General features: G+C 61.9%; 10 protein-coding genes. 2 read left to right on the forward strand and 8 right to left on the reverse strand.

Going from position 1 to position 13,205, the window contains the following annotated elements; all coding sequences use genetic code 11:
* Positions 1-33 precede the first annotated feature (33 nt).
* Entirely contained in the window at positions 34-1,320 is a 1,287-nt protein-coding gene (locus tag CO664_RS17000; RefSeq protein WP_097526477.1) for an MFS transporter, read from the reverse strand.
* 292 nt (positions 1,321-1,612) lie between these two features.
* On the opposite strand from CO664_RS17000, the gene aspS reads away from it, so the two are divergent.
* Positions 1,613-3,400, forward strand: coding sequence for an aspartate--tRNA ligase (aspS, locus tag CO664_RS17005; protein ID WP_097539490.1), 1,788 nt, complete (start codon positions 1,613-1,615; stop codon positions 3,398-3,400).
* Positions 3,401-3,653: 253 nt separating this feature from the next.
* Positions 3,654-4,034, forward strand: a complete 381-nt coding sequence (locus CO664_RS17010) for a rhodanese-like domain-containing protein (RefSeq protein ID WP_037413931.1) — start codon at positions 3,654-3,656, stop codon at positions 4,032-4,034.
* Between the two features lie 212 nt (positions 4,035-4,246).
* On the opposite strand, the gene CO664_RS17015 is transcribed toward CO664_RS17010, so the two are convergent.
* The 7 genes from CO664_RS17015 to groL form a co-directional block, all read right to left on the reverse strand.
* Positions 4,247-5,572 carry an extracellular solute-binding protein gene (locus CO664_RS17015; protein WP_097539411.1) on the reverse strand — a complete coding sequence of 442 codons (1,326 nt, stop codon included), beginning with the start codon at positions 5,570-5,572 and terminating at the stop codon, positions 4,247-4,249.
* A gap of 80 nt (positions 5,573-5,652) precedes the next feature.
* Positions 5,653-6,504, reverse strand: coding sequence for a carbohydrate ABC transporter permease (locus CO664_RS17020; protein WP_037413933.1), 852 nt, complete (start codon positions 6,502-6,504; stop codon positions 5,653-5,655).
* Positions 6,501-7,436, reverse strand: coding sequence for a sugar ABC transporter permease (locus tag CO664_RS17025; RefSeq protein WP_037413935.1), 936 nt, complete (start codon positions 7,434-7,436; stop codon positions 6,501-6,503). The genes CO664_RS17020 and CO664_RS17025 overlap by 4 nt, the downstream gene beginning before the upstream one ends.
* Positions 7,429-8,529 (reverse strand): sn-glycerol-3-phosphate ABC transporter ATP-binding protein UgpC, encoded by a 1,101-nt coding sequence (ugpC, locus tag CO664_RS17030; RefSeq protein WP_037413938.1) that lies wholly within the window; start codon positions 8,527-8,529, stop codon positions 7,429-7,431. The genes CO664_RS17025 and ugpC overlap by 8 nt, the downstream gene beginning before the upstream one ends.
* Before the next feature lie 247 nt (positions 8,530-8,776).
* Positions 8,777-10,288 carry an alpha-N-arabinofuranosidase gene (locus CO664_RS17035; protein WP_097539412.1) on the reverse strand — a complete coding sequence of 504 codons (1,512 nt, stop codon included), beginning with the start codon at positions 10,286-10,288 and terminating at the stop codon, positions 8,777-8,779.
* 107 nt (positions 10,289-10,395) lie between these two features.
* Positions 10,396-11,322, reverse strand: a complete 927-nt coding sequence (locus CO664_RS17040; protein ID WP_037413942.1) for a helix-turn-helix domain-containing protein — start codon at positions 11,320-11,322, stop codon at positions 10,396-10,398.
* Between the two features lie 234 nt (positions 11,323-11,556).
* Positions 11,557-13,185 (reverse strand): chaperonin GroEL, encoded by a 1,629-nt coding sequence (gene groL / locus CO664_RS17045; RefSeq protein WP_097539413.1) that lies wholly within the window; start codon positions 13,183-13,185, stop codon positions 11,557-11,559.
* Between the last annotated feature and the right edge of the window lie 20 nt (positions 13,186-13,205).

Raw genomic sequence — 13,205 nt, forward strand, 5'->3', positions numbered from 1 at the left:
CTTTGCCCGCAGCGTTTCGGGAATGGCGCCGTTTTAAACCTGATCCTCGCGTTCAGCAATTCGCGGAGACCGTGCATCTTGCCGCAGGCGATCTTGCTGCTGACTGCCGCCGGCCAGCTTGTTGAAGAAGGACGAGGTGCGTAGCAGATTGCGGAACGGCATCGCACGCTCGCCGGCCGGCACGGCCTCCCGCGCCGTCATGCGCTGCAGCGTGTAGAGCATGAAGAGGAAAAGGATAACAGCAGTATAGATGAAGAGCGCCCGCGGTCCGAAAAGGTCGAGCATGAAGGAGGCGAAGAGCGGTCCGATAATGGCGCCGAGCGACCAGAAGAACAGCATGCCGGCGGAGACCAGCGCATGCTGGCCTTCGGCGGCGTGGTCGTTGGCATGGGCCGAACAGAGCGAATAGAGCGGCATGGCGAAGGCACCGAAGGCGAAGATGCCGGCAAAATTCAGCCATTCGTCGCTGCCGGCGCCGAAGGCGAGGAAGAGACCGGCGACAAGTGAGCCGAAAGTGGCGATGAGGATGATCAGCCGCCGGTCGATCTGATCGGAATAATGCCCGAGCGGATATTGCAACACCACGCCGCCGATGATGCCGGCGCTCATGAAGGTCGCAATGGCGGTCACCGAAAGCCCGATCTCCTGCGCATAGATCGGCCCGAGCGAACGGAAGGCGGCATTGGTCAGCCCCACGACGATGCAGCCGATAGTGGCGAGCGGCGAGATGTTCCAGAGCGCCTTGACGTCGAAGCGGATCGCCTCCGGTGCGATCGGACTCGACCGGTCGGCAAAGGAGATCGGTACGAGCGAGAGCGTCAGCGCCATCGAGATGATGGCGAAGAGCTCGAAGCCGCCGATCCCAACGCCGGGTATCAGATATTGCGCGGCGGTCACCGAGCCGAGATCGACGAGGCGGTAGACCGACAGCGTGCGGGCCCGGTTGGCATTGGTGACGCTGGCGTTCAGCCAGCTTTCTACCGTTGCGAAAAGGCCGGCGAAGCAGATGCCGGCGACGAGCCGCATCAGGAACCAGAAGCCCGGATCGATGACGAGCACCATCGCGATTGCTGCCGCCGAGGCGATTGCCGCCATTGCCGAGAAGGTACGGATATGACCGATGGCGCGAAGGATGCGGGCGACATAGACGCAGCCGATCGCAAAGCCGATATTGTAGCCGGCGCCGACGAGGCCGATCAGCGACGTCGAAAAGCCTTCCTCCAGCGCACGCAAGGATATGAAGGTGCCCTGCAGTCCGTTGCCGCCGATCAGGATGCCGGCGGTGAGGAGGAGGGGGATGAGCGGGCGAATCTGGGACATGGCGCATCCGGCTTTACGGCGGCGACTCGTGAGCGGGTGGGTCTTTCTTCTGTTTAGCGATCCGGGATAGGCGGGGACAGTCGCGATTTGTGACCTTTTCGGGTGTCGTCCCCGCCGAGGGGCGCATAGTCCCAGCGACGTTGCGATGGACAGTGCCGATCGGACGGGCAGCGGGAGCGCCGCGGCCTTGACAAATCCGGCGCATCATGCGCTTTTCCGCCCGACTTTGGCTATGCCGCCGCGCCCGCCTTGGCGAGCCTCGCGCGGCCATTTGCAATTCCAGGACCAGACGATGCACCGTTACCGCAGCCACACCTGTGCCGCTCTCCGCAAGTCGGATGTCGGCTCCACCGTTCGCCTTTCCGGCTGGGTTCACCGCGTCCGCGACCATGGCGGCGTGCTCTTCATCGACCTGCGCGACCATTATGGCGTCACCCAAGTCGTCGCCGATCCGGATTCGCCCGCCTTCAAGATGGCGGAAACCGTGCGCGGTGAATGGGTCATCCGCATCGACGGAACCGTGAAGGCGCGCACCGACGAGACCGTCAACAAGAACATGCCAACCGGCGAGATCGAGCTCTATGCCCGCGAGATCGAGGTGTTGTCGGCCGCCAAGGAGTTGCCGCTGCCGGTCTTCGGCGAGCCGGACTATCCGGAAGACGTGCGGCTCAAGTACCGCTTCCTCGATCTGCGCCGCGAGACGCTGCACAAGAATATCATCAAGCGCACCGAGGTCATTGCCGCCATGCGCCGGGGAATGACCGACATCGGCTTCACCGAATATACGACGCCGATCCTGACGGCTTCGTCGCCGGAGGGCGCGCGCGACTTCCTCGTGCCGAGCCGCATTCATCCCGGTACTTTCTACGCACTGCCGCAGGCGCCGCAGCAGTACAAGCAGCTCCTGATGGTTGCCGGCTTCGACCGCTATTTCCAGATCGCGCCGTGCTTCCGGGACGAGGACCCGCGTGCCGACCGGCTGCCGGGCGAATTCTACCAGCTCGACCTGGAGATGAGCTTCGTCGAGCAGGAAGACGTCTGGGACACGATGGAGCCGATGATCCGCGCGATCTTTTCGGATTTCGCCGGCGGCAAGCCCGTCACCGAAAAGTTCCAGCGCATTCCCTATGACACGGCGATCCGCAAATATGGATCCGACAAGCCGGATCTGCGCAACCCGATCGAGATGCAGGACGTCACCCGGCATTTCGCCGGCTCCGGCTTCAAGGTCTTTGCCAACATGATTGCCTCCAACCCGAAGGTGGAAATCTGGGCTATTCCGGCCAAGACCGGCGGCAGCCGCGCCTTCTGCGACCGCATGAACGCCTGGGCCCAGAGCCAGGGCCAGCCCGGCCTCGGCTATATCTTCTGGCGCAAGGAAAGCGAGAAGCTCGAAGGGGCAGGCCCGCTCGCCAAGAACATCGGCGAGGAGCGCACCGATGCGATCCGCACGCAGCTCGGCCTCGAGGATGGCGACGCCTGCTTCTTTGTCGCCGGCGAGCCGGCCAAGTTCTACAAATTCGCCGGCGAAGCCCGCACCAAGGCCGGCGAGGAGCTGAACCTCGTCGATCGCGACCGCTTCGAACTGTGCTGGATCGTCGACTTCCCGTTCTATGAATGGAACGAGGACGAGAAGCGCGCCGACTTCGCCCATAACCCGTTCTCGATGCCGCAGGGCGGCCTCGAGGCGCTCTCGGGCGACGACCTGCTGTCGATCAAGGCATTCCAGTACGACATGGTCTGCAACGGCTTCGAAATCGCATCCGGCTCGATCCGTAACCAGTCGCCGGAGCTGATGGTCAAGGCCTTCGAGAATGTCGGCCTCAGTCAGGCGGATGTCGAAGCGCAGTTCGGCGGTCTCTACCGCGCCTTCCAATACGGCGCTCCGCCGCATGGTGGCATGGCCTTCGGCATCGACCGAATCGTCATGCTGCTGGTCGGAGCCAAGAACCTGCGCGAGATCTCGCTGTTCCCGATGAACCAACAGGCGGTCGATCTGTTGATGGGTGCGCCGTCGCCGGCAACGCCGGCGCAGCTGCGCGAACTGGCGATCCGGCCGATCCCGCAGAAAAAGGACTGAGCTCCAGAAGAAGCGAAGTAAGCCCGGCGAGACGACTCGCCGGGTTTTTCTTTGGGAAACTACGCCGTCCGGCCGCTCGCCTTGACAGGGATTCTCTTGAGGCGTTCCCTTATGCCGCTGCTCACCACAGCGCCGCGCGTTTTACGAGACGCGCAAAGGTCGCTGTAGTACTTTGAATCTGCATATCTTCGTCCCTAAATCGAGGTCGATTTAAGGAGACATGCAGTAGCAGTGCGTCAATGGGAGAAGAATGATGGCAAGGAATGTCAAGGATCTGCTGGCGGAAGCAAATAGTGCAGTCCCGAAATTGTCTCCCGCCGAAGCCGCCGCGAAGATGCGCGCCGGTGATGTGCTCATCGTGGACGTCCGTGATCCGACGGAAGTCCAGCAGACCGGCAGGATCAAGGGAGCGTTGAACGTCTCGCGCGGCATGCTGGAGTTTCGCGCAGATCCGGAGAGCCAATACCACAACCCGGCCTTTCAGAAGGACAAGACCATCCTTCTGCATTGCGCTTCCGGCGGCCGGTCCGCACTCGCGGGCAAGACACTTCAGGAGATGGGATATACGGCGGTTTTCAACATCGGCGGCTTCAAGGAACTGGCCGACGCCGGTATCGATACGGAACCCGCGTGACCGTGAGGTCCTTGTCGAGCCTTGGCCATTCCGGCCGCAATCGCGGCCGATGAACATGCAACAGATCAGAGCGGGATGAGGCGGAAAGAGTTCCCCATCCCGCTCCGGCTGTTGCATGGTTCCCCCGATCAGGACCGACAAAGGACAACGCATGCAGCAGCTCAAGATGCCATAGCGACCGTCCGAGGCGCCCGCGTTGCGGGCAACGCGCCTCAGATATTCGCGAGCAACTCGTTGATGCGGGACTCCATGTCTGCCAGAGCGGCGTCGATCTCCTTCTGGCCGGTGATCGCCGCATTCATTTCCTGGCCGATGATGTCCTGAATCGCGAACTGGCGCTGCACGGTCGACGGCAGCGGCGTGCCGAGTGTTGCGATCGGCGCGATCGTATCGCGATGCGGCAGCTTCTTGAATGCGTCCGACTCAAGCACGGCCTTTACCGCCGGAAGGTGGCCGGTGCGCGACCATTCGTAGTCATTGTCGTTGAAGAACTTCAGGAACTTGCCGATCGCCGCCTCTTCCTCCGGCGTGCGGTCCTTCTGCGAAACGGCCCAGCTGTGGCCGTCGGCATATTGGGCCTTTTTGCCCGAGAAAAGCTGAGGATAGGGGTAGACCGCGTAGCCGCCGGCGTTGAGCGCGGTGCCGGATGTTTCCGAGGAGGCGGTATAGTCGCCGATCACCCACGTTCCATTCAAATGCACGCCGCCTTCTCCTGCGAGAAAGGCATTGATGCTGGCGGCGTAGTCCAGGTCTTTCGTGGTGTCGTCGTTGTCGTAGATCGCCTTGTACATCTCGAGGACCTTCCTGGCCTCGGGCGTGTTCATCTTGACCTGCTTGGGATCGGCGAAGAAATCGGAATCCTGCTGGAAAAGATAGGTGTAGAGGTTGCGCGTGTAGAGCGCGACTTCGTTCGCGAGATTTTGGACGAAATAGGGTTTGCCGGTCTTTTCCTTGAACTGCTTGGCCTGTGCCATGAGTTCGTCGACGCTCGCCGGCAGCTTCGGCGTGCCGTCGGCATTGACGAGGCCGGCCTTCTTAAAGAGGTCCAGGTTGATGTGGAACAGCATCGTCCAGTTGTCGATCGGCAAGCCATAGATCTTGCCGTCCTTGGTGACGCCGCTGAGGCTCGCGTCGGTGAAGTCCGAGGGAGAGACGCCAACGGTTTTCAGGAGATCGTCAAGCGGCATCAACAGGCCTTTGGACTGGTAGTCGCCGAGCACGGAGTGGTGGACGGTGACGATGTCCGGCGGGTCGCCGGCCGCAAACTGCGCCGTCAGCTGGTCGTAGCCCGGCCATTCGACGGTGGTCACGGTCACATGCACATCCGGGTTGTCGGCGTTGAACTTGTTGATCAGCGAGGTGATGATGCCGCATTCCCCGACGGCCTTGCTGACGTCGGTATTGGTGCCGAACTCCGCGTCACAGGCGCCGAAGAAGCGCTGCACGGTAAGTTCGGTTGCCGCCAGGACAGGCGTGGCGACGGCGAGCGCGAGCGCCGAGGCGGCCGCCAGCATGTACTTCCTCAGGCTATGCGTCATGTTATCTCCTCCTCATGGGGCCTCGCCCCTGGCTTGGCTCCCCTCCCAGAGAGCCGGTTGCGACACTATGGGTGGTGGCTTCAGCGCACGGCGGCGCCGGAGACGGCCGTCACGATGTATTTCTGGAAAAACAGGTAGAGAACAAGGATCGGTGCTCCTGCAAAGACCGCCTGCGACATTAGGAATCCGAGGCCTTCCGACTGTGCGAAGTTCGTCTGCGTCGAAGCGATCCCGATCGTCAGTGTGTACATCTCCTTCTTGGTGCCGGAGATCAGCGGCCAGAAATAGTCGTTCCAGGACGACAGGAAGGTGAAGATGCCGAGGGTTGCCTGTGCCGGGATCGTCAGCGGCAAGAGCACCTTCCAGAAGATTTTGAAGCGGCTGGCATTGTCTAGCAGTGCCGCCTCGTCGAGCTCCTTCGGAATGGCGCGGAAATATTGCGTCATCAGGAACACGCCGAAGGGAGCGGCCAGGCCCGGCAGGATCAGCCCGTGATAGGTGTTGTGGAATTTCAGCCAGCTGAAGAGCTGATGCCGGGCGATCAGCACCGCCTGTTCCGGAACGGCGAGGCCGAGCAGCACGATGATGAACAGCGCATTGCGGAACGGGAAATTCAGCCGCGCAAAGCCGTAGCCGGCGAGCGACGACAGAACCAGTGTCATGACGGTGAGGCCGCCCGACACGATCACGCTGTTCAGGATCCAGCGGAAGACCGAGGACGTCGCCAGGATGTTGATGTAGTTGTGGATCGTATAGGGAGCATGGAAGACGGAATTCATGTCCGTCATCAGTTCCTTGTTGTCCTTGAGCGACAGCGCTATGACCCAGGCGATCGGTGCCATCATGACCAGCGCGAGAACGATCACCAGGACGAGAATGATGCGGTCGCCGGTCGAGCGGCCGACGATCCGGTCCGAAGACATGGAGCTCATCCTTCCTCTCCTCTGCGGCGAGAGATGAAATACTGCGCCATGGCGGCGATCATGATCAGGATAAAGAGAATTTCGGACGCCGCGGCGCCGAGGCCGAGGTCCCACTTGGTGAAGGCGGCCTCGTAGATGTAGAGCACGATCGGCTTCGAGACGTTGTTCGGGCCGCCCTGCGTCATCAGCCGCGCCTGTCCGAAAAGCTGGAACTGCAGGACGATCTCGATGATGATCACGAGAATGAAGGTGCGCCGGATCGAGGGGAGGGTGATGTGCCAGAGCGTTCGCCACCGGCTCGCATTGTCGAGCGCCGCAGCCTCGTAGATTTCCTGCGGCACCTGTTGCAGGGCCGATAGAAAGAGCATCATCGGCAGCCCGATGCACCACCAGATGGTCGCAATCGCAATTCCGATCATGGTGAGCTTCGGGTCCGACAGAAAGGCGGGCGCGGTCGCTCCGAACCAGCCGTAGATGGTCGCGAGCAGGCCGAAATTGCCGATGAAGACGATGCGCCAGATGAGCGTCACGATCGTCACGGAGAGGACCGACGACGAGAAGTAGACGGCGCGGAGCGCGGCCGCAGACTTTGTCTTGCGATTAAGGGCGAGTGCCAGCAGAAGGCCGATGAGGGCGAGGGCAGGGACGGTCAGGAAAACGAAGTAGAAGGTGTTGCCGACCGACTGGATGAAGATCTTGTCCCGGAAGAGCCGAAGGTAATTGTCGAGACCGACGAACCGCCCGACTCCGAAAGCATCTGCCTTGTGAAGACTGAGCCATACGCTCCAGAAGAGCGGCACGAGAAGAAGCGTCACGAAGAAGAACAGATAGGGCGCGACGAAAGCCGCGTTGCGCCAGAGCGGGGCATTGATGTTCTGCACCGCCTGCCGGGCTGCCGCCTTGGCGGCCGACGCGCTGCCGGGAAGTGTCGCCTCAGCCATGGCCGACGCCCTCGTTGTGCCGAGCCCGGCCTTCGGCGTCGAAGAGGTGCGAGCGGGCGCCATCGAGGGCTAGGGCGACCTCGTCGCCGATCGCGACGCGGCTGTTGCCGGCATCCTCGGCGATGATGAGGCTTCCCTCCTTAAGGCGCGTATACAGAAGGGTGCGGTCACCGAGACGCTCGATCACCTCGACCTTTCCCGTCGTCGTCGCGGCGGTTCCGTTGGAGAGTTTGACGGCCTCGGCGCGGATGCCGAGCGAATGCTCGCCGCCATTGATGCCGTCGAGACGGATCGCCGTCTGCAGCTCGGTGCCGTCCGGCAGCCTTGCGCGGGCGAAGCCGTTCTCGCCCGACAGGCCGACCGGCAGAAAATTCATCGTCGGCGAACCGACGAAGGTGGCGACGAAGCGGCTTGCCGGCCGCGAGTAGATCTCCATCGGCGTGCCGATCTGCTCGATCTTCCGGTTGTTCATCACGACGATGCGATCGGCGAGCGTCATCGCCTCGATCTGGTCGTGCGTGACGAAGATCATCGTCGATCTGACCCGGTTGCGAAGCTGGGCAAGCTCGACACGGGTGCGCACGCGCAGCGCCGCATCGAGGTTCGACAGCGGCTCGTCGAACAGGAACGCCTTCGGCTCCTTGACGATGGCGCGCCCGATCGCGACGCGCTGGCGCTGGCCGCCGGAAAGCTGGCCGGGCTTGCGGTCGAGGAGATGGCCGATTTCGAGCATGCGCGCGGCTTCTGCGACGCGGGCGGAAATGACGGCGGCCGGCAGGCCTATGTTGCGCAGCCCGAAGGCCATGTTGTCGGCCACCGTCATGTGCGGATAAAGCGCATAGCTCTGGAAGACCATGGCGATGTCGCGCTGGCCCGGCGGCAGGTTGTCGATGCGCTCGCCGTTGATCGAGATCGTACCGTCATCGACGCTTTCGAGCCCGGCGATCATCCGCAGAAGCGTTGACTTGCCGCAGCCCGAAGGGCCGAGGAAGACCATGAACTCGTTGGCCTTGATCGTCAGCGACAGTCCGTCGAGCACGGTCAGCGAGCCGTAGCGTTTGCTGACATTCTGGATTTCGATATGGGCGGTCATCCGGCGGCTCCGGGCCCGGTTTCAGAACCGCAAACGCGGAGTGCGACGCTCGGCCGGCCTCCTGCAAAACGGCGCTTTTTCCCCCCGGGCAGCGAGGTCAGATTGACCAACGATAGTGCCAAAACAGAAGCTCTTGCTCCCATCTCTTCCTCCCAGCGGCACGTCGAAGCGGTGTCGCGACGTTAAATTATACAATTCTTCTGTCAATATATTTTCGATATGTATCGAAAAATGTGATTTAGTCTGCTTACGATTTCAGCCGGATCATCCGGTACGACAGCGGCGCAATCCTCGCCCAGAGCTTTCCATCGGCAAAGGCGGCGCCTTCTCCTTTTTTCGGCCCCACATTGGCGGGCTGCTCGGCGGTGTTGGTGATGTTGATGTCGGAATGGGCGAGCACTTGGTCGTCGATGATCTTCATTGTCCCGAACTCGAGGAGGCTGACGTCGAGGTCGATCGCTTCGCTGCCATTCCGGTTGACGATGAAGAACGTCACGGCGTTTCTGTGTGCATCGTGCACGGCGGAAATATCGAGATAAGGCACCTCGCCAAGGCCATCGACGCTGTAGGCGGGGCTGTCGACCAGCAGCTTGAGCGCCGTTCCGCGGCCATAGATCGAAGCGAAATAATAGGGATAAAAGATCGTCTGGCGCCAGGCAGGGCCGCCCGGCACCGTCATGATCGGGGCGATGACGTTGACGAGCTGCGCCATGCAGGCGATCTTCACCACGTCGGCGCGGTTGATGAAGGTATTGAGGATGCAGCCGACCTGGAGCACGTCCTCGAAATTATAGTCGTCCTCCAGCAGCGCCGGCGCATGCGGCCAGCCATGGGCGCCCGCAAGGGTCGCCTTGTCGCGCTCCTTGGAGTGGTACCAGACGTTCCACTCGTCGAAGGAAATGTAGACCTCCTTGGTCGAGCGCTTCTTCGCTTTGATGTAGGAGATCACGCCGGCCACCGTGCCGATATAGTTGTCGAGCTCGATGCTGCGCGCGAGATAATTGGCGGTGTTCTTGGCGCGGTTCTCGAAATACATGTGCAACGATATGAAATCGATCTCGTTATAGGTGTGGTCGAGGACGGTCGCCTCCCATTCGGGGTAGGTGGGCATATGCGCGTTGGAGGAGCCGCAGACGACGAGCTCGAGCGAGTTGTCGAAGGCGCGCATCGCTTTGGCGGTCTCGTGCGCCAGCCTGCCATATTCGTCGGCCGTCTTGTGGCCGATCTGCCAGGGGCCGTCCATCTCGTTGCCGAGGCACCAGAGCTTGACATCCCAGGGCTCTTCGCGGCCATTGGCGCGGCGCTTGTCGCTCCATTCGCTGCCGCCCGGGTGGTTGACGTATTCGAGGAAGTTGCGGGCCTCGTCGAGGCCGCGCGAGCCAAGATTGACGGCGAGCATCATCTGAGTATCGGCGGCCGCGCACCATTCGGCGAATTCATGGATGCCGACCTGGTTGCTTTCCGAGGTGTGCCAGGCGAGATCGAGGCGAGTCGGGCGGCTCTCCTTCGGGCCGATGCCATCTTCCCAGTTATAGGCGGAAACGAAGTTGCCGCCCGGATAGCGCACGATCGGCACATTGAGTTCCCTGACGAGTTCGATCACGTCCCGGCGCATGCCGTTTTCGTCGGCAGTCGGATGATCGGGTTCATAGATGCCGGTATAGACGGCGCGGCCGAGGTGCTCGATGAAGGACCCGTAGAGACGCGGATCGATGTCCGAGATCGTGAACTTGCTGTGCACCGTTACCGCGGCCTTCATGGCTTCCTCCGTTAAATCCTGATTTATGATTTATATCAGAAATTGGGATGAGTAAAACGGAAGCGAGGCCGGAGGTCAAGTAGTGGGATTCTGTAGGCAGGGCGGGCTCAGCGCGTCTTCAGGCGCAACACGATGTCCTGATCGTAGTTGCCGAAGCCTCGGCCGAAGATGTTGATGCCGCCGGGATGGCGGGCATCGTCCCGGACGCCGACGCGAAGCCGGATCGAATGATGTTGCTCGAGCTTCAGCTCGGCGAGCTTCACGTTGGAGATCCGCAGGCCGTCGACGAAGGAGCCATCGTCATTGATCCGAAAACTCTTGAGTTTGCCGTATTGCGAGCCTTTGAGCTTCCACCAGTCCGGGGTGAAAACGCCGCGTTTGTCGCCGAAATCACCCGGGGAAGTCCAGGTTCCGATATCCACCCCATTGATCGTGAGGGTGATATCGGACGGCCAGTCGGCGCTGGTCCCCGGCACCTCGGAGCTCAGTTCCATGACGAATTCGACCTCGCGAATGCCGGTGTTCGCCAGGCGCGCATTGTTCGGAAACTGATACTCCACATAGCCGCGGGTGAACCAGATTAGTGCTGCCTTCATCCGGTCGGGATCGAGGAACGTGTCGGGCACATCGAGCAGTCCGACGATGCCGTCAACCGAGCAGAGGCCGCAGGGGGCAGTCACTTCGAAGCTCGTATAGAGCCCCAGCGGCATCGACACTTCGATCGCGTCCGGTTCAGTTTCCTTGATTTCATTCTTGAAGACGACGAGAATCTCGTCATAGACGCTGCGGCAGACCTTCTGGTTTCCCTTGCGCGCCCTCTGTGTCTCCGTGCGGATAAGTCCCGCCTCTTCCAATATCTGCACGTTGGTCGAGACGCTCGACTGCGGCAGATCAAGAACATCCGCAATTTCGTTGACGTTCAGCGGTCCCTTTTCGTGCAGCAGCTTGAGCACCGAGACCCTTGCCGGCGACGCGAGCCCTTTCAGTACGGGCATGCCTTCCTCGGGGTCGACGACAAGAAAATTACGGCTCATGGGGCTCCGGTCGGCGGGAGTGAAATGCAATTGGACAATGCATATCAAAAAATCTGATCTAATCAACCGCCAGCAAGATGTCGCGGGGACACTTACCATCGCAAGTTTCTTGGAGGGCAAAGGCAGGGCAGGCGGCGGCCCGTGCAGGCTGAACGGAGGCGGGCCCGTGGGACGGCGCCGGCGCGCGGCCGGCGCCTTGCGACGACGGCTGCGCCGGCGCTGTTAAGCCGGTAACTAGAAATCCATTCCGGGTGCCGGCGGCATCGGCGCCTGGCTTTCCTTCTTCGGCTTCTCCGCGATCATCGCTTCCGTCGTCACCAGAAGACCGGCGACGGAGGCTGCGTCCTGCAGCGCGGCGCGCACGACCTTTGCCGGATCGATGACGCCCATACCGAAGAGGTCGCCGAATTCTCCCGTCTGGGCATTCCAGCCATAGGCGAAGTCGGTCTTCGCCCGGAGCTGACCGACGATGATCGAGCCCTCGGCGCCGGCATTCTCGGCGATCTGGCGCACGGGCGCCTCGACGGCGCGGCGGACGATTTCCACGCCGACACGCTGGTCGTCATTGGCCGTCGCCACGTTTTCGAGCGCCTTGACGACGCGCAGCAATGCGACGCCGCCACCCGGCAGGATGCCTTCCTCCACCGCGGCACGCGTCGCATGCAACGCGTCGTCGACGCGGTCCTTCTTCTCCTTGACCTCGATTTCCGTCGAGCCGCCGACGCGAATCACCGCGACGCCGCCGGCGAGCTTGGCAAGCCGCTCCTGCAGCTTCTCGCGGTCATAGTCCGATGTGGTTTCGTCGATCTGCACCTTGATCTGGGCGACGCGGCCGCTGATATCCTCCTTGGCGCCGGCACCGCCGACGATGGTGGTCGCGTCCTTCTCCACCATGACGCGCTTTGCGCGCCCCAAAGCCTCCATCGTCACGTTTTCGAGCTTGATCCCGAGGTCCTCCGAAACCACCGTGCCGCCGGTCAGGATGGCGATATCCTCCAGCATCGCCTTGCGGCGGTCCCCGAAGCCGGGCGCCTTGACGGCGGCGATCTTCAGCCCGCCGCGCAGCTTGTTGACGACGAGCGTCGCAAGGGCTTCGCCCTCGACGTCTTCGGCGATGATCAGCAGCGGCTTGCCGGCCTGGATCACCGCTTCGAGAATCGGGATCATCGCCTGCAGGTTGGAGAGCTTCTTCTCGTGGATGAGAATGTAGACATCCTCCAGCTCCGCCCGCATCTTGTCCTGGTTGGTGATGAAATAGGGCGATAGGTAGCCGCGATCGAACTGCATGCCTTCGACGACCTCGAGTTCGATCTCGGCGGTCTTGGCCTCCTCGACGGTGATGACGCCCTCATTGCCGACCTTCTCCATCGCCTCGGCAAGGTAGCGCCCAATCTCCGCGTCTCCATTGGCCGAGATCGTTGCCACCTGGGCGATCTCCTCGTTCTTGGAAACCTGCCTTGCCTTGCCCTTCAGTTCCGTGACGAGCGTATCGACGGCGAGATCGATGCCACGCTTCAGGTCCATCGGGTTCATGCCGGAGGCGACGGCCTTCGCGCCCTCCCGGACGATGGCCTGCGCCAGCACCGTCGCGGTCGTCGTGCCGTCGCCGGCGATTTCACTGGTCCTCGAGGCGACCTCGCGGAGCATCTGCGCGCCCATATTCTCGAACTTGTCCTCCAGCTCGATCTCCTTGGCGACGGAGACCCCGTCCTTGGTGATCCGCGGTGCGCCGAAAGCCTTGTCGATGACGACGTTCCGCCCCTTGGGGCCAAGGGTGACCCGAACCGCGTTGGCCATTATGTCGACGCCGCGCAGCATCCGGTCGCGCGCATCGGTGTTGAACTTGACATCTTTGGCAGCCATGTATCCCTCCCTCAACACGA

The sequence above is a fragment of the Sinorhizobium sp. NG07B genome (assembly GCF_002532005.1).
GTDB classification, from domain to species: domain Bacteria; phylum Pseudomonadota; class Alphaproteobacteria; order Rhizobiales; family Rhizobiaceae; genus Sinorhizobium; species Sinorhizobium fredii_C.